26 protein-coding genes are annotated in these 24,567 nt (G+C 40.9%); 3 read left to right on the plus strand and 23 right to left on the minus strand.

What is annotated here, in order from left to right:
- Positions 1-11: 11 nt before the first annotated feature.
- From Q0V21_RS31085 to Q0V21_RS31145, 13 genes are all read right to left on the minus strand, one after another.
- Positions 12-632, minus strand: a complete 621-nt coding sequence (locus Q0V21_RS31085) for a hypothetical protein (RefSeq protein WP_301882302.1) — start codon at positions 630-632, stop codon at positions 12-14.
- The gene (locus Q0V21_RS31090) at positions 619-1,158 is read right to left on the minus strand and encodes a hypothetical protein (RefSeq protein ID WP_301882304.1); all 540 of its coding nucleotides are present in this window, start codon (positions 1,156-1,158) and stop codon (positions 619-621) included. Before Q0V21_RS31090 ends, Q0V21_RS31085 begins: the two co-directional genes overlap by 14 nt.
- Before the next feature lie 63 nt (positions 1,159-1,221).
- Positions 1,222-2,697, minus strand: coding sequence for a hypothetical protein (locus Q0V21_RS31095; RefSeq protein ID WP_301882305.1), 1,476 nt, complete (start codon positions 2,695-2,697; stop codon positions 1,222-1,224).
- 545 nt (positions 2,698-3,242) lie between these two features.
- The gene (locus Q0V21_RS31100; protein WP_301882306.1) at positions 3,243-3,428 is read right to left on the minus strand and encodes a hypothetical protein; all 186 of its coding nucleotides are present in this window, start codon (positions 3,426-3,428) and stop codon (positions 3,243-3,245) included.
- Positions 3,429-3,475: 47 nt separating this feature from the next.
- Positions 3,476-3,727, minus strand: coding sequence for a hypothetical protein (locus tag Q0V21_RS31105; protein ID WP_301882307.1), 252 nt, complete (start codon positions 3,725-3,727; stop codon positions 3,476-3,478).
- Between the two features lie 34 nt (positions 3,728-3,761).
- The gene (locus Q0V21_RS31110; protein WP_301882308.1) at positions 3,762-4,322 is read right to left on the minus strand and encodes a hypothetical protein; all 561 of its coding nucleotides are present in this window, start codon (positions 4,320-4,322) and stop codon (positions 3,762-3,764) included.
- 5 nt (positions 4,323-4,327) lie between these two features.
- On the minus strand, positions 4,328-4,666 hold the full coding sequence (locus tag Q0V21_RS31115; RefSeq protein WP_024633918.1) for a hypothetical protein: 339 nt from the start codon (positions 4,664-4,666) through the stop codon (positions 4,328-4,330).
- A 28-nt stretch (positions 4,667-4,694) separates the two neighbouring features.
- Positions 4,695-4,955, minus strand: a complete 261-nt coding sequence (locus tag Q0V21_RS31120; RefSeq protein WP_301882311.1) for a hypothetical protein — start codon at positions 4,953-4,955, stop codon at positions 4,695-4,697.
- An 85-nt stretch (positions 4,956-5,040) separates the two neighbouring features.
- Complete coding sequence (locus tag Q0V21_RS31125; RefSeq protein ID WP_258166600.1) at positions 5,041-5,274, minus strand: hypothetical protein; 234 nt, start codon at positions 5,272-5,274, stop codon at positions 5,041-5,043.
- A gap of 213 nt (positions 5,275-5,487) precedes the next feature.
- The gene (locus Q0V21_RS31130) at positions 5,488-5,865 is read right to left on the minus strand and encodes a DUF4258 domain-containing protein (protein ID WP_301882313.1); all 378 of its coding nucleotides are present in this window, start codon (positions 5,863-5,865) and stop codon (positions 5,488-5,490) included.
- Between the two features lie 328 nt (positions 5,866-6,193).
- On the minus strand, positions 6,194-6,559 hold the full coding sequence (locus Q0V21_RS31135; RefSeq protein WP_301882314.1) for a YhjD family protein: 366 nt from the start codon (positions 6,557-6,559) through the stop codon (positions 6,194-6,196).
- Positions 6,543-6,908 carry a YolD-like family protein gene (locus tag Q0V21_RS31140; protein WP_301882315.1) on the minus strand — a complete coding sequence of 122 codons (366 nt, stop codon included), beginning with the start codon at positions 6,906-6,908 and terminating at the stop codon, positions 6,543-6,545. The genes Q0V21_RS31135 and Q0V21_RS31140 overlap by 17 nt, the downstream gene beginning before the upstream one ends.
- Positions 6,905-8,146: a DNA polymerase IV gene (locus Q0V21_RS31145; protein ID WP_301882317.1), complete on the minus strand. Its 1,242-nt coding sequence runs from the start codon at positions 8,144-8,146 to the stop codon at positions 6,905-6,907. The genes Q0V21_RS31140 and Q0V21_RS31145 overlap by 4 nt, the downstream gene beginning before the upstream one ends.
- 348 nt (positions 8,147-8,494) lie before the next feature.
- On the opposite strand from Q0V21_RS31145, the gene Q0V21_RS31150 reads away from it, so the two are divergent.
- The gene (locus Q0V21_RS31150; protein ID WP_301882318.1) at positions 8,495-9,202 is read left to right on the plus strand and encodes an NPCBM/NEW2 domain-containing protein; all 708 of its coding nucleotides are present in this window, start codon (positions 8,495-8,497) and stop codon (positions 9,200-9,202) included.
- A 68-nt stretch (positions 9,203-9,270) separates the two neighbouring features.
- On the opposite strand, the gene Q0V21_RS31155 is transcribed toward Q0V21_RS31150, so the two are convergent.
- From Q0V21_RS31155 to Q0V21_RS31200, 10 genes are all read right to left on the minus strand, one after another.
- Positions 9,271-9,681 (minus strand): hypothetical protein, encoded by a 411-nt coding sequence (locus Q0V21_RS31155; protein ID WP_301882320.1) that lies wholly within the window; start codon positions 9,679-9,681, stop codon positions 9,271-9,273.
- The gene (locus Q0V21_RS31160) at positions 9,681-11,414 is read right to left on the minus strand and encodes a glucosaminidase domain-containing protein (RefSeq protein ID WP_301882321.1); all 1,734 of its coding nucleotides are present in this window, start codon (positions 11,412-11,414) and stop codon (positions 9,681-9,683) included. The genes Q0V21_RS31155 and Q0V21_RS31160 overlap by 1 nt, the downstream gene beginning before the upstream one ends.
- Before the next feature lie 81 nt (positions 11,415-11,495).
- Entirely contained in the window at positions 11,496-14,201 is a 2,706-nt protein-coding gene (locus Q0V21_RS31165) for a CD3337/EF1877 family mobilome membrane protein (RefSeq protein WP_301882322.1), read from the minus strand.
- Positions 14,170-14,958 (minus strand): ATP-binding protein, encoded by a 789-nt coding sequence (locus tag Q0V21_RS31170; RefSeq protein ID WP_301882323.1) that lies wholly within the window; start codon positions 14,956-14,958, stop codon positions 14,170-14,172. Before Q0V21_RS31170 ends, Q0V21_RS31165 begins: the two co-directional genes overlap by 32 nt.
- Positions 14,949-16,832, minus strand: a complete 1,884-nt coding sequence (locus Q0V21_RS31175; protein WP_301882325.1) for an ATP-binding protein — start codon at positions 16,830-16,832, stop codon at positions 14,949-14,951. Before Q0V21_RS31175 ends, Q0V21_RS31170 begins: the two co-directional genes overlap by 10 nt.
- A gap of 33 nt (positions 16,833-16,865) precedes the next feature.
- Positions 16,866-17,276, minus strand: a complete 411-nt coding sequence (locus tag Q0V21_RS31180) for a TcpE family conjugal transfer membrane protein (RefSeq protein WP_301882326.1) — start codon at positions 17,274-17,276, stop codon at positions 16,866-16,868.
- Between the two features lie 6 nt (positions 17,277-17,282).
- Complete coding sequence (locus tag Q0V21_RS31185) at positions 17,283-17,579, minus strand: hypothetical protein (protein ID WP_105410519.1); 297 nt, start codon at positions 17,577-17,579, stop codon at positions 17,283-17,285.
- An 18-nt stretch (positions 17,580-17,597) separates the two neighbouring features.
- On the minus strand, positions 17,598-18,701 hold the full coding sequence (locus tag Q0V21_RS31190; RefSeq protein WP_301882328.1) for a conjugal transfer protein: 1,104 nt from the start codon (positions 18,699-18,701) through the stop codon (positions 17,598-17,600).
- A gap of 22 nt (positions 18,702-18,723) precedes the next feature.
- Positions 18,724-19,113: an RNA-binding protein gene (locus Q0V21_RS31195; RefSeq protein WP_301882329.1), complete on the minus strand. Its 390-nt coding sequence runs from the start codon at positions 19,111-19,113 to the stop codon at positions 18,724-18,726.
- Positions 19,114-19,455: 342 nt separating this feature from the next.
- Positions 19,456-20,433, minus strand: a complete 978-nt coding sequence (locus Q0V21_RS31200; protein ID WP_301882331.1) for a replication-relaxation family protein — start codon at positions 20,431-20,433, stop codon at positions 19,456-19,458.
- Between the two features lie 540 nt (positions 20,434-20,973).
- Here Q0V21_RS31200 and Q0V21_RS31205 point away from each other — a divergent pair.
- Both Q0V21_RS31205 and Q0V21_RS31210 read left to right on the plus strand, forming a co-directional pair.
- Positions 20,974-22,323, plus strand: a complete 1,350-nt coding sequence (locus Q0V21_RS31205; protein ID WP_301882332.1) for an acetate and sugar kinases/Hsc70/actin family protein — start codon at positions 20,974-20,976, stop codon at positions 22,321-22,323.
- A 40-nt stretch (positions 22,324-22,363) separates the two neighbouring features.
- Entirely contained in the window at positions 22,364-22,915 is a 552-nt protein-coding gene (locus tag Q0V21_RS31210) for a hypothetical protein (RefSeq protein WP_301882333.1), read from the plus strand.
- The last annotated feature ends 1,652 nt before the right edge of the window (positions 22,916-24,567 follow it).

Below are 24,567 nucleotides of genomic sequence, written 5' to 3' on the forward strand. Positions count from 1 at the left end.
CTCCTCCATTTCTATGAAGCCTTACTTCGGTATGTTCTTACTTTCCCGCTGCCTTTGCACATAAAACAAACACCATTCTGTATATGCTTATAGCGAGTTTTTCCGGTACCATTGCATCGGAGACAACGCTTCATTTGTTTGGATGAGGTTTGTTTTAAAAGCTTGGTTTTACGAGAAGAAGAGTTGGACCAGAAAGAAGGTCTCTTTTTTCTATAAGCCTTGGGTGCAGGCTTCATCTCTTGTGCTGCTTTTTGTTGCTCCAGCGCCTCCAACTTCGCACGATCAGGCTGCTCTACGATATACTGGGGCTCATAAGGCGGACGAGATACATACTCTTTGCCGGCCTTACGTTGTTCAATAAGAACGATGATCTCTTGTCCATCCGTTTCAGATGAGAGAATTCCCCAGGCTAACCCTTCGAATTTCCGTTGTAACTGACACTGAAGTGCATCAGCAGCCCATCGCCAAGTTTGTTTACTCTGCTCACATTTATATTTCCGGTAATACCATCCGCCAGCTTCTGCTCCACCATAAGCACGGCTCACTGTGTAGACGTTAACCCAGGGGACCAATCCAAAAAGAGTTTCAAATGAACGGGTTACTCTTTTAACCAACGTTTTAAATGGATTCATGGTGGATGGTTCCTTCCGGATTCTTTGTTATCCAGTATTTGCGTGGGGGTGTCTCTCTGACCCGCCGAATCAAATGCATCCATTGCCACTCAGAGGTACGGGGGCGTTTCTGATAGTTTGCCAGATTTCTCAGAATCACAAAATAATTGATCTGTCTCCCAACGAAACGTTTCCATGCATTTTCCTCTACTGTAATACCCTCTATACCATCTTTAGTGTATTTTCCTTGTAAAGTGGATGTAATCGCAAAAAGGCTGGTATCCGGATACTTGGATTCAAAAATGCTAACCGCGGCACGTCTCAATTCAAAGTACTTGCTTGGTTTGGCATAGTAGAAACCAAAAAGAGGATTGAAATGCAGCTCGTATACGCCGTGCCCCTTATAACTGACAATATAATACCGGTTTAAAAATCTCCCCGTCAGTTTATTTTTAGCTGTCACCAAGAGGGAACCCAGGATGATCGCTACAATAAACAGAACTACAAAATACAAACTACTCAGTACACCTACAATGAACATATGCATTTATATTACCTCCTTCAAAATAAATAGGGACAGTTGCTGGATCAGCACTGTCTCCTATCCTATTCACGCCACAATGATTTCATAAGAAAGCTCGGCCTGGGGGATCATGGACGTCACAAAGATTTGTCCTTGTTCTTCTCCAAAATTCTGTACAGGTTCCCCGTGTTCAATGAAAACGGGAACTGAACGGCCGTTTACTTCTTCCTCCAAACGAGACAGATCAAGAGAAACCCGCGCTTGCTCTGAGCTGGTTAAACCAAACTCTTTTCCTTGATAGAGCAATTTGTGCTGCAGTCGGATTACGCCCTTCACAGTTCGCCGTTCCAGCACAATTTCAGATGAAGTCATCTGCAGGTTGGCTTTACTTACCTGCAGCTGCGCATATTGCAGTAGAAAATGCTGAACAGCCTGAATATGAAGAGAAATCTCTCTTTGCTCTTTCTGGCCTTCTAACAACTTCTGTTGCAGATGTGGCAGTTTCTCGGAATCAACACTGGTTTTGGCCAACATTGATTGTTTGACCTGCAGACGCTGAATATCCGATTGCAAAAACTGCATTTCCTGCTCCTTCCGCTGTTTAAAGTCCTCTGTCTCTTCCTCGTGCTGTGTATACATACGAGAAATGTTCTCTTTTATTTGCACACCCTCATCTAGCAGGGCTTGGCACTCCGTTTTCTTTACTTGTATCAGAAGGGCACGTTCCTTCTTCCCCTCTGCATCCTCCGGCTTCCAATCGTAATAAATGGCATGCCATTCATCGTGAGTTTCTCTATATCGTTTCCCGAGAAGAATAAGATCGGATTCCCATTCAGTAACATAATCAGGGATAGATGGACCTTGGACCGCTGAAAGTTCATTCAGTTCTGCCGTTTTTTCTTCTAGTTCTCGAGTAATCTCAGAATTGGTATCTGCACCACCATTGAAATTACTGGCAATACGTATTTTCTGGATTCTGGTTTCGATATCTCCGATGTATTCGTTCCATTCATTCATCTCGTCATTAAGTTCATTGAGAAGGTCCACAGGATCCTTCATCGTTTTTAGACGCTCTTGATCCTCGATAGAGAGACATGCCATTGCTGCTGAATACTCAATCTTTGGCATGAGGGATAGGAGTACATTCCGTTTACGCACCGGTGTAAGAGAATCAAAATAGCCAGGAACAAAAATGCAAAGGAATGTATCGGTTTGGCCCACAATAGCGTCTATGTCCTTCTGAGTAGTTTCAACTTCATTTAAGAAGAGATGAACGGTTTTCCCCTTTATCTCTCTACAAATGGATACTGGCTGGTCATACCCTTCAATCTCCCATACGGTAAGAACTCGGGTATGCTTGGTGTTCCAGCTTTGCACATATTTTTTAATCCCTTTGGTGTGGCCTTGAAGATCACAACCTAAGACTGACCATACGATACCTTCACAGAGCGCGGTTTTTCCTCTATCCCGATCACCGACAATGCGGTTAATCCTGCCAAAAGATATAGAAGCGTACTCTGCATAATTTTTAAAGCCAGTCATTTCTATCGCTTTCAGTTTCAACGTATTACCTCCTCATTGTCAGAAAAATAGAAAGAACCCCTTATTAATTAAGGGGTTCACTCTTAAAAGTCTCAGTTATCTATAATCAATCCAGTCCTCTAACTCCTGGATAGAATCTTCCCAATGACAGTGTAGGTTAACAGCTTCTTACGGCGTGCAGCCTGATACTGTAATTTCATCATCTGAATGTTATTCATGTTCATCGTTATGCGCCCATACCGGAGAAGGGGCTCTGCCCCAACTGCGGCAGAGGGACTCCCTCCTCAATGTATAATGTTATCTATTGCCTCCAGCTTCTTGCAGGAACTCAGAACTTAACTACGAGAAAGAATCTTCCCGATCACAGTGTAGGTCAACAACTTTTTACGGCGTGCAGCCTGATACTGTAATTTCATCATCTGAATGTTATTCATGTTCATCGTTATGCGCCCATACCGAGAAGGGGCACTGCCCCAAACTGCGGCAGAGGGACTCCCTCCTCAACATATGTTATTATCTATTGCCTCCAGCTTCTTGCATGTGTTGCTTCAATGTCTATTGTGAATTTAAGCGATAACTTTAATCGTAGTGTTCTCATGAACGGTCACAGATACTTCATGTCCGGATTCCTGTAGAACAAAAATCATGTTGCAACCAGCCGTATCAATGACCCTACCTTTTGCAAGAACATCACCAGTTAAATTAAAAGTGGCCACGATCAATTTTCCTTTATAATCAGCTACATTTTTCATCTGTAACCCTCCAATAATGATTTTTATATGTTCACCAGATTGAGCGTTTAGACTGCTTGCCCTAAATGCATTTTTAAGATCTGTAAATCTAGACACTGCTGGTCTGTTAGAATCGGCTGGCGGCTGTGCATGGCTTGAACATTACTACATACCTGCACCGGGTGGGGGTACCCGAAAGCCTGCTCTACGTTCACCCATTTTTCAATGCACAACAAGATATTTTGACCAATATCTCCAGGCAATGCCGCTACATAAGTTAGGATGTTGCCATGTTGTGCATCAGATAGTTCGGTTGTCATTACAGAATCCTCCTCGAAACTTTTGTTTAAATAACTATCCAACCAGTTCGAATCCTATTTGATCGTCTGGCTGCTCTTTCCCCGTTAAGTTATATGTAATTTCATCGATCCATACGGCGTATTGCTGATGTTTAATCGTTTTCCGTATATCCAGGTTTTTGACTTCAAAAAGATAGTAATCCTGAATGGGATACACGGTAAAACCGAGTTGCTTATCAACAGTTTTGGTCCATATGTTCGATGTTTTTTCTGTATAACCTAAAACGGAGCGTATCTTATCCCTATCAAAGGCTACTTGCAGCCAATTTACATATGTTTTGAAATGACCATTCATTGCGAAAAAACATTCTGACAGCGCGCGGGTTAGTGCCGTCTTATCTGTATTGCCAGAAGGATGGGAAAACCGTATCCAAAAATAGGACCGTTCCTGATCGCTCATTCGAACACGATGTTCAATTTCCAACGTATGTTCGTTAATCTTCCTAACCCAGTTATTCTGTCCTTTTTGGCGGAAGGTGAGCTGCTCAATTACAGGTTTAACTGCATCAATCCTGGCATCCACGTGCCATTTGAAGGCGATGTAACGAATATTCATGTGGCTCACGCTCCAATCCGAAAGCCTTGACCGATGGTAGTGCCAACGGGGAGTATTCCGCGATAGCTTCGGCCGGCAGCGAATAAAACCATATCTTCACGATGAAAGCCACTGTCCTGTAACTGTTCGTTGATCAATGAAGACCAAATGAACAATTCCGCGGTTGATAACTCCATCACGTTGACTGGTACAAGCGGAACAACATCAACATCAACAAGTCCATCTCCAGTTAAGGCATAAACGGTATAACCAAGTGCTTTTGCCATCTGCAGGTTTTCGCTCATTCGTCTTTCAAACCCACCCAGATTCACGAGAAGACATACTTTCTTTTTCTTGGAATCCATATCTATAGAACCTCCCCTGTTTGACTTTTTATGCGGAAATGAGATAGTCGCCGATTTGTTGCAGCACGTTATGTTTGGAAATGAGCTCTAGTAGCTCTTTTTCAAAATTAGCCGCAACAGACTCTTCAACTTTATTTGCTTTTCCACGTCCACCCACAACCACAATCAATTTAGGACCACTTGTGGCTACATCAAAGTCAATACAGATCTCTTCGCCAGCAACTTCAACAATGGCTAACCCGCCAAAAATAAAGCTTTGGCAAAGGCGAATCGAAACTTTTTTGATCATATCTATTTCCTCCCTGTTTTTAGGAACAAAAAAAGGGATGCTGCATATAGCAGCATCCCTATTTCATCCTATAAAAATTGACTAATTACAAAGTGGCGCTTTTTGGAAAGAAATCCTGCATAGAGAAGTTCTTTTCCAAATCCATTAATGAGACGGTGACGTTGCCAACAATCTTGTGTGAAGCCAGCAATCGTGCATAGCCTGCCATTAACGCGCCATCCGCGAGGTGAATTTCTTCCTCGCATCCACATTTCTGTACGGGGATATCCGTAACAATCAAAGTACCCCCGTCAAAACGCCGTTGATTTGAAGTCGTCATTTCTATAATCTCCTTTTTACACCGGTCACATTGAGAGCTCATTCAGCATCCCTCCTATGACCTTATTTTATCATGAGTTTAGAAAATCACCAAAAGATTTCCGTCCGTTTTAGCCAAAAACCAAATGATCGATCACCAGGATGATCCCGATGATATAAGCTAGCAGCATGAGTGCTTGCTGGCGATCTTTTGTAGGCATATCCTCACATCCCGTTATTCATTATTAGGTATGTACTTCGTGTATCTGGGATTGTTATTCACCGGAAAAACAGTCTTTACGATAAATCGCTTATCTGTCTTCAGGAGAACGATTGCTACAATCCAGTCACCAGACATAGCTGGCCCAACAATGGTGCGTTCAGGCTCAGGATTACGTCCCTTATCTCCACTATCAAACCCTTCGACAATTTGTCCATGAGCGATAGCCCAGACGATATCAAGTTCATCGAATACACGATCAGGATAATTCTCATTGTGCAGACGATCATTGATATAGTGGGGGGAAATTGTAGTGATGTACCCATCCTGTTTATTAACACCTTTTAATATGCGTTCCATTTCATCTAACCAATATTTTTGCATGTGGTCCATCTCTATAGCCCCCTTTTAATGTCATTTGTTTTTAGACACAAAAAAAAGCCCTGAAAGTTAAAATAGGCATGACCAAATAGGCCATACACTAATTTACCTCAAGGCAATTTTATACGTTGTCTGATTGACAACTGCTCCATCTACAGCTGAATTATATCAGCCGAGAAAATTAATAGTTATTCGTAATATCGTGATTATAACCTAATTAAGGAAGATGGACAATAGGAAGGCTGTAGCATTTCATGGAGTGAAGCAGTCCTGTGGCCTAGCTAATAGTTGAACGTTGTTGAGATCTAAATTTGAAGTGTGGATCGGGCCCCTCTCCCCTCTAACGTGAAGCTGTGATGTCTACATGCATGTACTCTGTAAGAATCAATGTGATATCGACCTTCACTTTGCTCCATAATAGTGTCATTTTATGTTCATATCCGTGAGTGGAATAGTCTACAGTTAAACTTTCCGTAGATCTGTATTGCTTGATTATTTTAATATCATTTTGCCTGAGCGTTTTCTTCAGCTCAACCATTTCGACAGTGATCCTTCTCTGAATCGTGTCCAGATGATCCACATAAGCAGTTTTCATTTTTAACGTTGAAGCGGATATTCTTTTTTTATCCTCCTCGATCGTATCCATCAAGAAAGGGATTTCTACGTGTCTCTTTACTAAAGCTAATTCTTCAGATGTCTGTTTCAAAGTCAGGCCCTCCTTCATTAAGTCGAACGGAGAGCAGCTTATCAAAATCTATCCAATCATAACCCTGTTCTAATTCGATCTTAATTCGTTTTCCAGAGTTACTTACAGATGTAACTATCCCTTGTATAAATGTACTCCCAGTTTTGTTAAACAATTCGAGGGTAGCTTCCAACGTATAATTAAGAGACATCCGTAAGTTCTGTCCAATGATCTCTCGTTCATCTTCGTGTAAGAGCGGTTTATCTATATAGTCTTTTTCTGCATGGTGTTCATTGATTCGCTCTTTATGCTGTGGCAACATCATCCGATTAGATTCCCATAATCCGTTAGCTACCAGTTTTTTGCTCATTTGTAGTGGCCTCCAATTTTATTTGATCTATCGATTGCCTGACCAGCTGCAGTAATAGAACTTGCTCGTAGTATGGCAATGTCGCCAAATCGATCTTTGATGTCATCCATGACTCGATCAATCGCCCGTTTCTGCTCTTGATCATCGAATAAAGATAATTGGTACGTGTCCGCATTAGATAAATCAGAGAGTGATACGCTGACACGACGAACAGGCTGTCCGTCCCAGTGATGATGGAATAGCTTCTTAGCAACCCTACACACATCCACGGTTATGTTCGTAGGGTCGGGTAACTTAATCTGTCGGTGAAACCCCGTTGGCCGGTCGAAATCTGCTCCCGATGAACTGACAGATACGACGCTACCCATCAGTCCCTTTTTGCGGGCTCTTCTGCATACTTCTGTACAAATATCTTGAATGACCACGTCAATCTCCCAGGCCTCTGCATAGTCTCTGGGAAGAGTCATTCCGTTTCCGATATCCTTTTGGACGCTATGTGTTGAGATCGATACCGGGCTTTCATCTAAACCATTGGCTACCCTCCAAATGACCTCCCCATTAACCCCCCATTTGCTTCTTAGCTTGGATAATGGCGTAGTGGCAAGATCTTCTATTGTCCGGATCCCCATTTTCCAAAGATGTTTTTCCATCCTCGATCCAATTCCCCACATTTCACGTATAGGTTTATGCCCAATATGTTTATGCAGTTCTTCCTTCTTTAAAAAGAATACTCCACCATCAATTTTTTTGGCGATCATATCACAACAAAGCTTACTCATCACTTTATTGGTCGAAATACCTGCTCTGGCATATACGCCGGTCTCATTAAGTATTTTGGCTTGAATTTGTTTGGCCAGGTCTATGGGGTCGTTACCAAACAGATGCAGTGATCCAGTCACGTCCGTAAATAGTTCGTCTATGCTGTAGGGTTCCACCAGGTCAGTAAACTCCTCAATAATGGACATGATTTGAGTTGAAACCTCGATATACTCCTGCATATGGGGTCTCACGACAATCAATTCCGGGCACTTTTGAAGTGCTTGCCATAGTGGTTCAGCTGTAGATACCCCTTTTGCTTTAGCCAGTGGACATGCAGCAAGTATAATACCAGAACGTCTTGCCGGATCTCCCGCTACGGCTAAGGGTTTGTTTTTATATTGGGGCATCTTTGCCTTTTCAACTGAAGCGTAGAAGCTTTGCATGTCAATAAGCATGATTGTTCGTTGTTTAGTGGCCATTGGTATCACTCCCGTACATTTAAAGAACGTATGTTTGTATATATTATAAACCGAACACACGTTCTTTATGCAAGAGGTAAATTTTTATATGTTTTGCTGTCCATGTGTAATGTATTTCCTAGTGGGATATTGGCCAAGTAAGAGTAGATTAATAAATGCATGAAAATTACTCTTTTGCTTCGTTTTCTTTCTCGGGAAATTATACTCAAGATCGTTTCTAAAATTACTATACTCACTATCATGGTTCTAAAGACATGTCATTCTTCCTCGAAATGTTACTATTGTCCCACTATAAGTAATGGTATATGATTAAAATTGGTAAATATTGAATTTAGGAGAGATAAGATCATGAAAAAGAAAGTATCAGGTTCGAAAGGTTTTATAGCAGGATTTGTAGCAGCAGGTATGATCTTTGGAACGACCGCCTTAGCGGCTAGTAATTCAGTAACAGTCGATATCGCGAATCTTAAGTTTATGTTTAACAATGTTGAGAAAAAACAGGCAGCAGGTGAAGTTAGTTTCATATATAAGGGTACTACATACGTTCCTCTTCGCTTCGTTAGTGAGGGGTTAGGTGAAAAAGTTGAATACGATGGTAAGAACAAAGCAATATGGGTTGGTAAACGTGATGGCTACGGAATTAATTTGAGTTCAAAGGATTATGCACGGTTTGATGCTTATAGAGACCGTATGTGGTTTAATGAGTCCGATAGAAGCATTACTGGAACAGAATACAGAAATAATATCCTTTCAAAAGTAAACGGTTCATGGGCAGATGAGAAAATTACTTCGGTTGAATATAATCTCGATGGGAAATACAAAAAGCTGACTGCTCTAGTAGGTGTAGAAGATGAATCTAAAAATACTTCAGGTGAATATACTGTTACATTCTATGGCGATGGTGAAGTGATTAAATCTTTTGAAGGTTTAAAGGGAGGAGATCACGCTATCCCTGTAGATGTGAATCTAGAAGGTGTTCTTAAACTGAAAATTGAATTTAAAGCAAAAGACGGTGAGGCATACGTTTTAGTTGCTGAACCAAAACTCTTTCAATAAAATTAGAAAAGACATCCAGTCCAAATTCGGCTGGATGTCTTTTTAAAGTGACGTTTATACACATTTTTTTAAAAGAAACAGTGCAACGTAGGATATTGTGGTAATTCACTTTGTTTATCCTTCTGCAGGATGAGGTACAGATCTAAGAGTGCATTATCCTCCCCAGCAATGATTTTCTGATTCATCATTTTTAACAACAATTGATGTATTGGTTCATGTACATCCGCTCGCATGTCAGACTCCTGTTCATTCAATGCAGTACGATTAGCCTGGAAGAAAACATCTTCGTACCGGTAAACAATCATCCGGAGTATTTCTGCTTGTTCTTGCAGATAATCCGATGAGAACAGCAACCGGAATAGTTTAGAATCATCCATAGGGTGTCCAGCCATGTCTAACCAGGCCTGAACTCCTTTAAAGGTGATCTCGAAATTCATCATGAAGAAAGAATCAGAGCGTTCCGCAATTTGAGCATTCATCAATATTTCCCCTTTACATAATCTATATTGGATACCAGGAGTGCATCCTTCCCAGTAGAGTCAATCGTAACCGTTACGGCATTTGGAATATCCTTCATAAAAATTCTCGGAGGGTTAAGATCTCCCCCATATCCTAAGTTTACCACACGATTATAGTTTTCCAAATTGACAATCGATTTGCCGGTATCCGGATCTCTAAACGGGCTACTGGAGTTCCCTACAGTTGCGGGGGTTCCATAATATTGCCTTAGACCAAATGTGATAGTTATAGAGTCAATCAAGCCATCGTATACGCCCCCATTGTCTCCTCCAAAGCCGCCAAAACCAATATTCTCAAAGGGTAGCCCTGTTGTTGGATCAATTCCTCGGTTCATATCGAGAGCGACCAGGTTCTGAGAACGCATAATGGACTTGAGTTTATTCGCATACTGGCTGTCCGTTGCATAGCCGGCACGTTGCAACTCATTAGCAAAAGCGAATGGATTCTCCATCTTCAATGCTTTTTTATATCTGCTGTTCTTCAGCAAGAATGCAGAGTGGTCCGCAAAGGAAGCTAATGGGCTACTATAGCTGCGGAACTTCGCTTGAATTTGCACGCTAATTCCGCCAATCTCTTCATGCGTGGTGGCTGTACAGGTTGGCCCCTTCCAACTCTTATTTGCCTTAATCCCGAACATATTATTACAGATGGACCGTTTTCCGTACCCAGACTCTAACGCTGCCTGAGCAAGTGAAATACTGGCAGGCACACCACTTCTACGTTCTTCCTCTTGTGCTGCTGAGGCATAGGCAATAAAGAACGGATTAGTCAGATTGCCAATCTCTGAAGGGATCTGCACGGGAGGAGCTTCTGGGGGAGGTTCAGATACTTCACTCCCATCCGGTAGAATGGCTTGAACCGTGTTGATTCCCCCATTCACCAGTTCCCGTATATAGATTGTCCCTTGATCTGTAAATGTTGGAGCTGCAGATTCCATAAACACATTATTAATGTATAAGATCTTATTGGATTCAAATGAGGCACCAGATTCTGCATCCACGCCCGTCCATTTAATTTTCTTGGCCACATCGAATGCTTCTATACTTGCTGTTTCCGTCAATTTAGACATCAACATGACAAAAGGTTTAGGATCAATAGCTTCTTTGCCTTCAGGTATCATCTCAAAATGGAGATGGGGGCCAGTGGATCGACCCGTGTTTCCTGATAGACCAATAACGTCTCCCACACTCACATATTGTCCTGGTGTAACAAGTGCTTCACTCAAATGCAAATACCGGCTGCTCATGCCAATCTGAGGATTCGTACTTTGTACGGTAACGTAGATCCCTGCATTCTGCGTGCTGGCCGGATCAGTGCTCCGGGGATAACTTACTTTGGTGACTACCCCTTCAAATGAATTTGTGACAGGGGTTCCTTCCGGAATACCGATATCTATACCTTTGTGAAAGGATTGAGCCTCACCTGTAACGGGGTGTTTCCGCGTTCCATAGTCACTGGTGATGGATTGTTCGAAATTACGGACATAAATGGTTGGGGGGAGGATCCCCTCAAAGATCTGAGTCTCCCCCGCTACTTCTTCTGCAGATGATACGGCTGCGGCGATCAGGTAGAACATGCCGAATACACCGATCAAACAAACGCTGACAATCCAAAAGATGGGGGACTTGAGTATCCCCTTAGTTACCAAATCCTTTGCTTTTTTCTGGACTTTCTGCTTAACTTTTCGCTTCAAGTGCTCTTTGAGCATGTCCGCAGTATTACTTGTATTACCAGTACTAGGTAACAGTGTGATCACGTCCTCAAAATAACTAGATTAACTTGTAGAACCGGAGTTGTTCTGCTGGCTAATCGTCTGCTTTCTAGCAGTACGTGCCTTGTTTTGTACTTTCTTCGATAGATTCTCAGCTGCATTGCTGACTGTAGCGACCTGGCGAGAACGCTGCATCGTTTTGAGATGCTTAAGTTCATCTTGCAATCCACTGCTGACTTCGGTTGATATTTTCTCTTTCATTTTGATTGCTACCTGTTGGTTGGTTTCCGTATTGATTTCTAACCGGAGATCATCAGCGTTCATGACGGTCTTCAGTTTTTGTTTGGAGTCATCCATCTGAGCTTTCAATGCTTTGTTATTAAAGTTGACTGACTTAGGACTCATTTTTGTATCCACGGTCGGTTTAACATTCAGTAACACGGCTGCCTTCTGATCCAGCGTTTGCTTATGGTTCGCTATACGACTATCCGGCATAGCAGGCATCTTAGATAAAACAGCTTTTGTGTTAACTGGGGCGGCTGTACGTACCTGCGGTCCGGGAGCTACAATGCCGTCTTTAGGTGCATTGATTTTACTGAACGCTTCGTTAGCTTTAAGCAGTTGCATTTTGTAATTTTTAAATTCATCCATACCTTCGAATTTGGATGCAATGGAAATGCGTCCGGAGCGCACGAGCATGGTGTCATTAATCATCTGATTTGTTTTCAAGCCAGTTGCTTTAAATCGCGAATCCATTTCTTTTACGAAGTCCGTATGTTGAACCGGCTGATCCGTCATATTTGCTGTATCTACTGCTTGTTTATAATCTACTTTGTATCGATCAAAGAGTTGGATCATTGTAAAGTCATCGACTGCTGTCTGCAGCTTCCGATTACGATTCAATGTCTTCGCTCTTTCCATCTGATCTACAGCACGTTTAGGACGTTGGACCATGAATGTAGATGCCTGACGAATGGCACTTTCGTTCCCATAAATCGTAGCAGCCACTTCCTGGTCATTCATGCCTTCATGCACACCTTGGGTTAAGATAGCCTGTTTGACATTGCCACCATCATCCTTGATGTCTTTAAGGCGTCCCTTCTCTTCTTTCCATTCTTTGTCCATACCGCGGAAGGGACTTGTGGTGCCATTGCGTAAGTTGTCGTTGACCTTCTGAACAAACGGGGTGTACTGTGCAGGCTCGCCGTATTCAGTAGCAATCTCTTCAGAAGCCTGCTTTTCCCGTTGATAACGGAGCATCATACTTGCTGACGTTGCATCGTTTAGGTTGTTGTCTGCTTTCGTAATAGAACTAGGGTTAAAGCTACGTGGAACCCCCTCGTGTTCTCTCCGGTTAAACAAACCACTTACTTTGTTGGTAGCGCCATTGTAAAGGGAACGTGTGATATTTCGTTGTACACTATCCACGATCGTTGATTTAGGTTTAGGCATGGCGGGAATAACACCTGTTGCTTTGCTGAATACACTCGTAATTTCATCACGATATTTAAACACGAGGAATACGGCTATAGCTTCAAATATCATTCCAGTGAACCAGCCCCTACCTCCCTTCACTGCGACAGCCTCATAGACCAAATGACCGAATACAAGCGAGAAATTGAAGAATATCATGGTCATCGTTGTCATCATGAGTAAACCAATGAGCTTGATAAACTGACTCCGTATTACAGAAAAGCCAGCTTCACGCCCTGGGAAGAGTGCACCAAGCAAGGTGATAGACATGAATGAAGAGTGAATCAATGTTTTAAATCTCATGAAAATCGTTGCTATGGCCCAAAAACAGAAGAAACCCAGTATAAACAATGAAAATGCGAGATTTACTAGGACAATAATCATTTGAGAAGCAGATCGCTCTTGTTCCACTTTTGGATACTTTGTAGCGGCTTCTTTCAGAGCGTCTTCCCGTTCATCCGAGAAGGAGTCGGTAGTAAGCACCTTGTCCAGAACTTGGGGGTCCTTCTCTGCAATTTGGCTATCATCGAATTGCAACATGGTATACGGGCGAATAACCAGCTCCTGCCACACTTGCTCCGAGATGACCGTAACGCCTTCTTTCGAATCCGTTTTAAGTCCAGTCGTCTTGGCGAGAGAAATATAAATCGTATTTCCTATGTCCCCTACAAGACTATTAGCAAACTTCAGGAAGGGACCCGCGTTAGCAAAAAATGCGAGGGAGATAACTAATGCCATAACAAACGTAAATGCCTGTGAGAAACCATCCAAGAAGCGACCTCTGACCATCAATATCGCAATATAGCACCCAGTGATTGTGGCAAGCATACCTCCTAAACTGTCCCAAAAACTCCCTTTATTGATGCTGCCTCCATTAATGCCGGTTATACTTTTAATAATGTCTGCTACGGCGTCAATGAGCTGGTCCATTAGACTGAAAGTAAAAGCTTCTCTGGCAATGAAGTTGAAGAATCTAGCGATTTGCACATTTGCTAGAAATAACATGGACAAACCATGGTCAAAAGCGCGAACTATCCCGTCCTGAGCTTTGTCTCCTACTTGCCAGAAGTGGCGGTCTTTAGCAACGGTTTGAAAAGAATAATGTGAAACACCGTATTTGTTATAGTTGGTATTGGCCGTATCATCTTTGGGAATCATCTCATCGAGAGAGTCTGCATATGCTACGTGACTGGTAAGGATACTCCCCAAAAGCATAAATACAACTAAACATAGTGTCATCCATCTTCGACCTTGATTTGGCTGATTAAGCTGGTTCTTTATCCGTTGTATCATCATCCAAGGAGTCCCCCTCCTTGCTATATTGTTCTTCATAATAGTTTTGGAAATTTTGAAGAACCGAAAACTCGTTTTCCTCGTTCTCTTCATTCACAGCAGCATCCGACTCTGCAGGTGGCCGTGTATCGAAGCAATCAAATAGGTGTTGGAATACCACATCGATATAAACAAGGCCGATACGCCCATACAAATCTTGCATCAGACATTGACCGTTTTCCAAGTTCTTGATCATATCGATATTCTGCTGGGTATGCTCCAAGCCAAAATACGAAAGTGTATTTTTGATCTTTGTATTGTCCTGATCGCGGAAAGCGAACTTAATTCCGATGTTACCTGCCAAGTCTCCTGCCATATCCGTCGCATTCTGGGTGATAAACACGGCACCACCGTTCAATGAACGACCTGTACGAACAATCATATCTGCGAGTGCTTTACCTGCTTGTGTGCCTAGCAAGGCCCAGGCTTCATCCATCAAGACAAATTTAAAGATGGATATGTTGTGATAGATAAACTTATGGGCGAACCGGGCAATCGCAAACATGAGTGCAACGCTCATTTTTTCGTCCAATGAGTAGTTATCCGGAGACTTCTCGGGGGATGGCATCTTCAGGTTCTGAATTTGCAATATATTAATTGCATAATCCAATTTGATAGTTGCTTCTCCACCAGTACCGAATAACAACTTAGCGAAAGATAACGTTTCAAAACTTTCAAGGATTTCAGCTAGTACTTTTGCGGGCGGTCTCGTCAACCCCATTTCATAAAGTACGGGGAGGCCTTGGCTAGATACGGCTCCGGACCATTGGCCACTTTATTTACTGCTTGGGAGATGTAACTGTACTCCACACTATTGGTTTTGGTTGATGACAAGTAAGCGAGAATCTCAACCCCTGCTTCTTTTGCGGTTTCAATATCATCTAGCATGACAAACGGGTCTAATTTACCCATGTCTTCTTTGGCAGAGGACAATGTAGCTACTTGAATTTGTCCAGCCAGTTCAGGAAGATCGTCTGGCCAATTAGAACGCTCGCCTTTGGGATCAAAAATGAGTGTTTTCCCACCAAGGACAGCCGCATTTTGATAGCCCAGAAGGTTTGCCGCCATCGATTTACCACCGCCAAGTGTTCCGGTAAGAGACATACTTGGACTGCGGTTCTCTTGGCTGGCGTTCGCTGGATCAAGATAGACAGGACGATCAAGTGGACCTGTCGTACCGATGTAAAGCCCTTTCCCATCTCCCAGTTCTTGCGTAGCACCCACCATACCGGATGCTAACATTTCTGGGGGGATCCGCTGAATGTAATCCGACACGTACCGAGGAGATCCGGGTATAAAATCATTAAATAAGAGCCACTGATCTCCACTGGGAAGCTCAACATGAATGTTTCCGAAGTCTCTATAGTGATCTTGGAGGATAGAAACATTACTTTTGAGTAGATCCAGGTTTGTGTGATAGAGCCCATAGGTTACATGAGTGATAAATGTTGGATTCTTCCGTTTCTTATATTCATCCTCTAGATACATGGCATTTTCTTGTTTCTCCTGCAGGTCCATGGGCACGCTAGCGTTGGCTTCTTGAATGTTTTTGACCTGGTTATCTATATCCATTCGTTTACGTGCCAGTTTTTTGAGTGCGTCGCGGGCTTCCAGAACGTCGACCTTTATGCTCATCGAGACAGGGAATGGAAGTGTAGCTGCACTATATAGCCATTCACTTCCCGGCATGTCCAGATTATCTGGTAACTCAGAGAGAGCTAAGTATGCATGATAAATTTGCTTATCTGTACCTTCATGTAATTGTGTAATCCCCACTCGTCGTGGATGAGATGTATCAATATCAGCTTCTGTGAGAGTGAGTACTTGTCTAGAATCGTAGAAGAATGAAGGTTTACCGGCTTTTTTGCCTTTGGTCTTTTTAGGAGACCAGTTTTCATTTTCCGTAGAACGTAGAGGTGGATCAGCAATTCCCCACCAGAAGTTCCTCTTAATTAGCCACTCCGTTGTTTGTTCTGTTCCTCTTTTGACTTTCATCCTACGAGATAGGCGATCAAAGATCTGTCTCTCTTTTACCTGATAACTTTGAAATTCGTGTTCGAAGATCTCAGGTTCATTCAGTCCAGAAAGGTTTTCGATGGCTCTTTTCGGGTGAAGCACTAATTTTTTCATCTCCGTTACCATGGAGCCAAGCTGGTCTACCAGATCTTTTGCGTCACTTTTGGGGAGATAAACAACTAGAAATGCTTTGTAATCTGCATTGTTCACCCCTTCAACAGAGTTGTAGTTAGAACTGAGGTAATCTTCCATCTGATGAATAATGCCTATGGAATTCTTCTTTAGGGGCCCAGATACTCTTTTCTGGCGAAGTCTCTCATGGTGCTGATGTATGTCATGTGTTTTAGGAAGCCATAAGATATGAAACTTATCGGTTAACATACCGAGTGAAGCAGTTTGTGTGATAAGACGGTCAATCTTTTGCTGATCGCTAAGATGGTCGTATATATATGGGTTGAGCTCATAGATAGCCCATACTTCTTTATTATGATTGAATATTAGATTCTGCTCGAAGTAAGCAATAGGAAATTCAATTTTAACTTTGCTCGGTTTTTTCTGTACTTCCCCAAGTGTTGCCAAGATTTTTCACTCCTTGTAAAGAAAAGAGTGTGCCTAGGCACTCTCTCTTCTTTTTCTGTATGCTCTGTATGCGATTTTACTGGTATACACGTAGCGCTTGTTGTGCTCAACTTTACGGTACCTATGTAAATGCTTTGGACGTAACCAATAGAAGATCATGCCCAGCAGCCATTTATGTGGAGCCTTGCCGTCGAGTTTTTGTTTAGCAATTAACCAGGCAGAGATTCCGGGTAGAAAAGCATACGTATACACACCTGGTATAAAGAATAGGATTTTTCCTAACAGCGACCAGAAGATAAAGCATGCAACAAAAATTCCTACTAGCCTTAAGTTTGCAGGTATGGGAAGTTTCTTCCCTTCAATTGCGTAAATGACCCAATCTAAATTCCAAATCTTCGTGTAGTTCGAGACGGTGATTCTGGGGGATTCTTTTTTATCACTCATCGATGCTTAACCGAAGATAGCTTTCCAGAGTGTATTGGCCAGATTCTTCATTTCAGTCCAATTCAGAATCATAGCTATCACTAGAATGATACCTACGAAGCTAAGTAGCTTCATCCAATCCCGAGTGACTAGAAAGAACAAGGCACTTACTAGAATTAGACCTGGAATCAAAGCACCGAGGTTGGTTTGTAACCAAGTATTGGCTTTAACGCCTGGATCACTCGCAAATACGGGCAAAGCAAACATCAAGCTTGAAAAAATGATTAATGAAACACGTGATAATAGTTTTTTATTTAAGCGCATAAAATGTGCTCCTCTCGACTATTCAGTTGAAGTAGTTGGATCTGAAGGGGAGGTTCCAATTGAGGTATCCTCTTCAAGGGTTTCGCTTGCTATAGGTTGTTTATCTTGTTGATCGTTCTGATCGCCAATTGAAATGACATACATACGATTATCTTTTTCTATTACATTTAGGATCCATAGATTTGTGAAAATTTCTCCGATATCGCTCTTCACGAGCACTGATGCTTCGATTCGTATATAGGGGGGCATAGTCTCTGTACTTTTCATTTGGTACACAGACACATTCTCCACCTTGTTCATCTCAAATTCAGATGCAGTTAGGTGTGAAGGTGCATTTTTGATATCGTCGTAGAAGTACTTGATTTGACTCACATTTCCTTCAAAGTACGAGGTAAGGAAACTGTTAGCCAATTCGTTTGCTCGTTCAATCTGTTCCGTATCTGAGATAAAGTCACCTTGTTCAGAGGGTAAGGATTCTCCCTTTTGCTGATTTGCTACAAACCGGGGATAGTTATCAATAACAAAACCTTTGGGGGTAGAAGATACTGGAACCACCATATAAGTCTGCTTGATTACCTTTCCTTTTTTATCCTTTGTTGCGACTGATTCAGAGGCGGAATCAAGGTCAACCTCACGACGAACATTTAATGTAATCTCAAATGAAGCATCGTTAATTTGGCTTGTATCATAAACCTCAACGGATTGTACATGGGATGTACCCTTAACCTCATAAGGTTTTAATCCAGCATCTGCATCGATCCCACTTATGAATTTTTTGAGCCTTTCTGTACGGTTATTTACATCGTTAATTGACCATGTGAAATATTCAGTAGCAAAATCACTTGCAAATCCTTTTATCCCATCTGTGATCGCGGGCTCACTGGAACCCATGTTTGTAACCTTTTCGATTACCCTAGTACCTTGTGTGAATGAAACGACACCTTTAAAGATGATAAATAGAACAAACATCCAAAATACGAATCGAATGAAGGCTTTACCCGAAGTACGTTTAGGTGAACTAGGTTTAATCGACTTATCTTTAGCCTTCTTCACCTTAGGGGAATCATCTTTTAAATCGTCATCATCAGATTCATGTGACTTCTTTTTTTTAAGAAAACCCAATGGAGTAGCACCTTCCTAACTATTAACGATTTTTGTTGCTCTTGTTGTTTCTGTTCCCTGTTGATAGGACACCGACTAGAAATACACTGACCCCCAAGAGTATGAGTGCATGTTTCGTATCAAATTCCATGAACCACTTTCCGGTACTCTTGAGTTTATCCATTATCCCAGGAACGGTACCCACGACCACATCAGTAGCTTGATCAATCACCTTCTCCACTTTTTCATGTGATTCATCTCGATTGGATTCTTTCGGTGGGGTTGGTGCGGAATCTTCAACCTTCGCAGGTGGCGGGAATGCTTCCGGCACAGGTGTATTGTGAGTACTCGGTGTGCGTATTAATAGCACTGCAGCAGTCAAAATGACGAGTAGGCTGATACTGATCAATACGATTCTCTTGTTTTTGCTCAATAGAATATCACCCCCATTCCATTCTAATTAGTTAATCAATCAATATACTAACATAATAACTAATTGATTAATATACTAAAATGGCTTAGGGTTTCATGCTTAATTTCATTGTGAGAAATACAAAAAGCTTCTGCATTGTGTTGGTGCTTCAGGTTATTGGGGTGGGATGATTAAGGTGATGAAGTAAAATGCAAATGGACTTTGCTTTTTACATGTGTATGCAAGAATATTGATTTTGAGGGGATTTATGAAAAGTAAAAATAAAAGGCCTCTCCCCTATTAGGGAAAGGCCAGACAGATATATTTCAATTTCCATGACAAATGCGATTGGATTAACTAAGGCTATTGAGATGTTGAAAAAGTTGAATACGCAGATATGACATCCCCGATGCTTCTTCCTGTTAAAACTCTGCTGTTTATACCGAATACGGTTTGAGCTGCATTTTCAATATTAGTAAGACGCTTGTTGTAGATTGCATTGGGAACAATAAATGCGATGATGCCGTCACGGATGATTTTGTTAGATGTAAGTTTCATCACGTCTCGATAACGTTCTAACTTTTTCTCAATAGAAACCTGATCCGTATGAAATGGTGATCGTTGAATTGGCTCGGTGGAACGATCCAGTTCAACGAAAAACACTTGCTGTCCAATTCTCAATACAGCATCGGGTCGAATTGATATTGTATCATTGTCGCTATACACGGATAAAGACGGATACCAATCCCAGTCATGATATTGCTTTAAGTCTGGGTCTTGATTCATCCACTTGTAACGTAAATCTAAATATACCTTACCTAACTCCCAGAAGTGGTCCTTTTTTGCACGTTCCATATCAAGTTCATTTTTAGAAAGACGATTCTCCTCTAAGATCCCTTTTTTGATCTCGACTATCTTAAGACCACGACTGCTTAGATAATACCATGTTTCTCCTAAGATCTTCGTTCTCCTGTGTGAAGGTTTATCAGATGAATTAGGGTCGTAAGTAGAGTACTCCAGTAATCCACGATCTTTGAATCGTTTTACTGTCCTTCTAAGCCTAGTTATAGCTCTGTTTTCATTTTTTTGTTCCAGTTCCTTTTTTTCTTGCCCTGTTGCAGTGCCATATTCGGGATAATGATATTCAGGTGTATCTAAAAAATAGTTACTTAACAGGGTTTGCTGTGGCATACATCGACACATGTACAAATCAGTGAGCATCTCCCAATCTCTGTCGGTTAGAAGATCGATAGTCTCTCCGAGTGTATATTCGGATGAGTCTTTTTTCCTTTTTCTTTCGGCTGAACTATCTGGTTTTAGTTTACTCTTGCTAGTGTTCATAACCTCTCCTTTCTAAACCTTGAATCTGAGCCATGAGTGGTTTGGGTTGATTGGATTGTATTATACGGTGTTAGTCGCGATTTGTTCAAGTTATCAATTCCTGATACAGCAATACTTTGAGGGTTATGCTGCTTAAGTTATTACTTCAGCTAATTTATTGACATAGAAACACTTAAATAACATTACGTACGACATTTATTAAGTACGACATAAAGCATTACAAAATTCCTTACTATAATCGTGACATAAATCAAACATATAATGAATTAGTATGCTCTTCTCCTGATATGGATGGACAGGTTCAGGTATAACTGAATATATTCGAATTAATACAGTTTCCAGGTCAGCGGATAAATCCGGATATCTACGGATCTATCCGTGTATTCAGTTCAATGATTATAATTAAATTATAATCCTATATATATAATGTAGTAATACAATTGATATTCAATTGTATATAAGGTTGACTCCGATTATAAAAGAATATAAACTGATGAAGTGATGTGATAACTACAAGAGGTTATTAAGGAGGAATTTTATATGACGAAGAAATACACAATGTCAGTAGGGAATGATATAGGCAATAGTGAAGCAGATGTTTATATTGATGGTAAGTTGGTAAGACAACCAAATGTCTTTTCCTCAATTGGACAACTCCCTTGGAAAGACGATGATATCGATGTACAGAAAAATCTAAAAAATATATTTGATAATTTGGTTGTATCTATTATCTCTCCAGCTGTTCCTACAGGAATGTACACCATTGGAAATCATGCCCTAAAAACGAATGGGGAAAATGTAACCAGTCTATACGTTAAAGGAAACGGTTCGAAAGCCGATCAACTTGTACCATACATAAATACATTGGCACTAATTGCGGCAAGAGCCGTGCAAAAAGCGTACAGTGAAAATGACAACCTTAACGAGGCGATTGAAGTAGAAGCTGATATGGCAGCTGCATTACCAGTTAAACAATGTTCGCCTACGAATACCATGAAATTACGTCAAAAATTTATGTTGGGTTCTCATCTCGTAACTGTACATTTAGGTCTTACAAAGAGCGTTACTGTTAAGATTCAATTTCATTATGTACATGTTTTACAAGAGGGAACCGCTGTTGTTTTTGCTCTTCAAATGAATTCAAATGGCGACTGGAGAACAACTTCGTATAATGCAGACGAAGTGGAAACTGAAGATACCAATCTTCCTGGTATGTTTGATGAGTTTGCAAAAATATATGGACTCGGAGACATAGATGGAAGTTACTTCGAAGGGAAAAACCTAATGCACCTCGATATGGGAGACGGTACTGCAGATTCCCCTTTAACACGAGGCGATGCCGTTGACAACGATTTTGGAGATGGCATTAATAACGGGGTTGGACATGCCATTACTGCTGCGATTCCGGATCTACTTACTTTGGCACCTTATGCTTTCAATTCAATTACACGTCAACAATATAGTGAAATTCTTAAGAGCCAAGGTTCAAATAAAAAACATAAGTTTTTAAATGAAGCTTTACAGGCGTTTAATCCTCACTGTGATAATCAAGCTAATCAAATTTTACACCACTCAAACGATCAAATTCTAAAGATTGGAGCAAACGACATTGATATTGTAGTGGCGTATGGTGGTGGGAGCATTCTAATGAAACCGATGATCTATAGTAAGCTGAAGGCTATTTGCGACAACACTAGAATACAGCTTTTCTATGTTCCTGCGGAATATGCTGTTACTTTGAATGGTGAAGGGCTTGATTATTTTGTGAAAAGCCCAATTTATGAGGCTCTAAAAATGAAATTCTTATCTTCTCCTGAGTATGTTTCAATGAAGAAAGTAGAAGAAAATAAGAAATCAGCTGTAAAACAAACTGCTAGCACAAAGGAATAACTAAATACAAAATTTCTGATTGGGAAGGAGGTATATATTTGTGAGAAAAACTGATGCACAGAGAGGGAAAGCGGCGGTGCTAAAGTTAAAAGAAGACGAAGAGCAACTTGTGCTAGATTGGATAAATGCACAGTCAGTCTATGCTGATTCAATGAGGTATCTAATCCAAAAGGAAATCGCTGAGAATGGCATAAGAAACCTACAACTTTATATTCCCAGGATACGAGACATTGAAACTATAAAGACGTTGCTTCCTTCAGATAACGTTAGACCAACAACCATGAGTGCACCGACTTCAGCTGTAATATCACACGAAGAGAAACCAATTGAAGTAATTGTGAAGAAGGAGTCAAATAGTACTACTAGTGACCAGATCCCCCCTCTTTCTGTTCCTCTCCATTCAGGTGTAACCGATGGAGAGCCTGAGAATAAATCTGATCTTGGCAGTAGTCTTGCTTCAGATTCTAACGTTAGCATTGTGAAATCAGAATCCGTTACGGATTCTGAATCAACAAGTAAGCCGGCGAATCCTTCCCCAGGAAGAAGAGCTAAAAAAACATTCGATCAGAGTACTATCAGCTCATATCAATAAACATAATTGGCAGCATTAATTAATGAATACAACTGTCTCAAGGCGATCTACTCCAGATTATTATGCTGGAGCCTCAGGTCGCCTTTTTTTTATTGATTTCATTTTAGTAAGTGAATAGTCAAGCAGCTAGTTCTTCAGTTTTATTGTGAGGAAATGGAGTATTCATACCGTTCATCTTGATAAATCTAATCTGTCTATTGTCCTCTCGATCTCGGGCTACTGGGAGGATAATTATATTACTCAACTATTGGTCAACAGATATGCGATAATGACTGACTGTAGCAAGCCCCTACTCTGGTAATCTCTTCTACCTGTTGGAATCCTCAGATTTGACTAAACTTGTCCAGCACCAACATCTTCCTCATCTTTTGAATTCTGATAATCACATTACAATTCACCTCTATTCCTAATATTAGCTCGTCCATGTTTGATACTGTATCCGCTGCAACGAACTACGTTTATACCAGGCATTTTAGGACGACCTAGAAAATTTTCACGATAGTGTTCCCCATCCCTATCCCTGATGAAACTACCGAGAGGTTTCCAGTTACATCTGCTAAACACCATGATGTACAAAAACTCCTTGTCTGACTCAATTTTAGTTGGTCAGAGATTTGTTCATCGCACACTCTCTTTATAGGAGAGATTTACCTGATGGTGAGAAGGAAATTGAATTGATCTGTGCTCATGAAAAGTCATATAACTCACGAGGATAAGCCCGTAGGTAAGGTGATTTAATCACAAAAATTGATTAATTAAGTTGTGAACGTAATGGTGGAACTGCATAAGGCACGTGCTACACAAGACATCGCAATTTTGTGATCAGATTCTCATCCATATGAGGATCTGATTTATTTGATCTTCAGATCTCTGACTGGTCAGATAGGGCAACATTATTAATTCATTTTTTGAGACATTGAAGGTCACTTATTAATGTTCAGCCGTCTCCTCTCTCACCTCATTTAAAGTAAAAAATTCTAGTTATACTAATTGATGTTGCCCAAACTCCTCATCTAACCAGCATGTGATTTTACATAAGATCGGTGTGCTGCTTCGCAGAATTGTCTGTTGGGGTCTATCATGCTGATTCTAGTTAATTGCTAGCTTGGGTACTCATTGCTTTGTTAGCATAAGCAATGAGTACCCAAGCTAGCATTTTTTGACAATATGATTTCTTAAATCGACGGTCCTCTTCTCAATAATCTACTGGTCAAAATTTGATTCTGCTAATCTTAAAGTGAATTGAACATAGTACATTTGAGAATAAGTAATAACTCCGTTGATATTAAATTATAACAAAATCACAACATGATTATAATTGAATGTTACCTTTATAAGTATCAGGTTATGTGAATTCCTGAATAAATGACGGTTATTCAGCTTTATTCAGCAAATTTGATACACGTATTAATGCGGATATATTCAGATTAATCCGTGCTAATACGATTAAACACGTATTTATATGATTTTGTCACGAATAAATGCTTTAAAACAGGCTTACACTCTCATTGGTTAAACCGGATTAATGCAAGTTAATTCGAATTTACACGTATTAATCAGGATTAATCCGAATTAAAATTAAGTGTGTAAAGCTGTATAAACATTGCTTATTCAGTTATAATGATTGTAATAGGGTTTCAATTTGATTGAAG

Source organism: Paenibacillus sp. 11B (assembly GCF_030487755.1).
GTDB classification, from domain to species: domain Bacteria; phylum Bacillota; class Bacilli; order Paenibacillales; family Paenibacillaceae; genus Paenibacillus; species Paenibacillus vandeheii.

Coding starts and splice junctions, on each gene's coding strand:
- Q0V21_RS31085 (WP_301882302.1), bottom strand. CDS start 632: ATGAATCCATTTAAAACGTTGGTTAAAAGAGTAACCCGTTCATTTGAA.
- Q0V21_RS31090 (WP_301882304.1), bottom strand. CDS start 1,158: ATGCATATGTTCATTGTAGGTGTACTGAGTAGTTTGTATTTTGTAGTT.
- Q0V21_RS31100 (WP_301882306.1), bottom strand. CDS start 3,428: ATGAAAAATGTAGCTGATTATAAAGGAAAATTGATCGTGGCCACTTTT.
- Q0V21_RS31105 (WP_301882307.1), bottom strand. CDS start 3,727: ATGACAACCGAACTATCTGATGCACAACATGGCAACATCCTAACTTAT.
- Q0V21_RS31110 (WP_301882308.1), bottom strand. CDS start 4,322: ATGAATATTCGTTACATCGCCTTCAAATGGCACGTGGATGCCAGGATT.
- Q0V21_RS31115 (WP_024633918.1), bottom strand. CDS start 4,666: ATGGATTCCAAGAAAAAGAAAGTATGTCTTCTCGTGAATCTGGGTGGG.
- Q0V21_RS31120 (WP_301882311.1), bottom strand. CDS start 4,955: ATGATCAAAAAAGTTTCGATTCGCCTTTGCCAAAGCTTTATTTTTGGC.
- Q0V21_RS31125 (WP_258166600.1), bottom strand. CDS start 5,274: ATGACGACTTCAAATCAACGGCGTTTTGACGGGGGTACTTTGATTGTT.
- Q0V21_RS31130 (WP_301882313.1), bottom strand. CDS start 5,865: ATGGACCACATGCAAAAATATTGGTTAGATGAAATGGAACGCATATTA.
- Q0V21_RS31140 (WP_301882315.1), bottom strand. CDS start 6,908: ATGAGCAAAAAACTGGTAGCTAACGGATTATGGGAATCTAATCGGATG.
- Q0V21_RS31145 (WP_301882317.1), bottom strand. CDS start 8,146: ATGGCCACTAAACAACGAACAATCATGCTTATTGACATGCAAAGCTTC.
- Q0V21_RS31150 (WP_301882318.1), top strand. CDS start 8,495: ATGAAAAAGAAAGTATCAGGTTCGAAAGGTTTTATAGCAGGATTTGTA.
- Q0V21_RS31155 (WP_301882320.1), bottom strand. CDS start 9,681: ATGAATGCTCAAATTGCGGAACGCTCTGATTCTTTCTTCATGATGAAT.
- Q0V21_RS31165 (WP_301882322.1), bottom strand. CDS start 14,201: ATGATGATACAACGGATAAAGAACCAGCTTAATCAGCCAAATCAAGGT.
- Q0V21_RS31170 (WP_301882323.1), bottom strand. CDS start 14,958: ATGGGGTTGACGAGACCGCCCGCAAAAGTACTAGCTGAAATCCTTGAA.
- Q0V21_RS31180 (WP_301882326.1), bottom strand. CDS start 17,276: ATGAGTGATAAAAAAGAATCCCCCAGAATCACCGTCTCGAACTACACG.
- Q0V21_RS31185 (WP_105410519.1), bottom strand. CDS start 17,579: ATGCGCTTAAATAAAAAACTATTATCACGTGTTTCATTAATCATTTTT.
- Q0V21_RS31200 (WP_301882331.1), bottom strand. CDS start 20,433: ATGAACACTAGCAAGAGTAAACTAAAACCAGATAGTTCAGCCGAAAGA.
- Q0V21_RS31205 (WP_301882332.1), top strand. CDS start 20,974: ATGACGAAGAAATACACAATGTCAGTAGGGAATGATATAGGCAATAGT.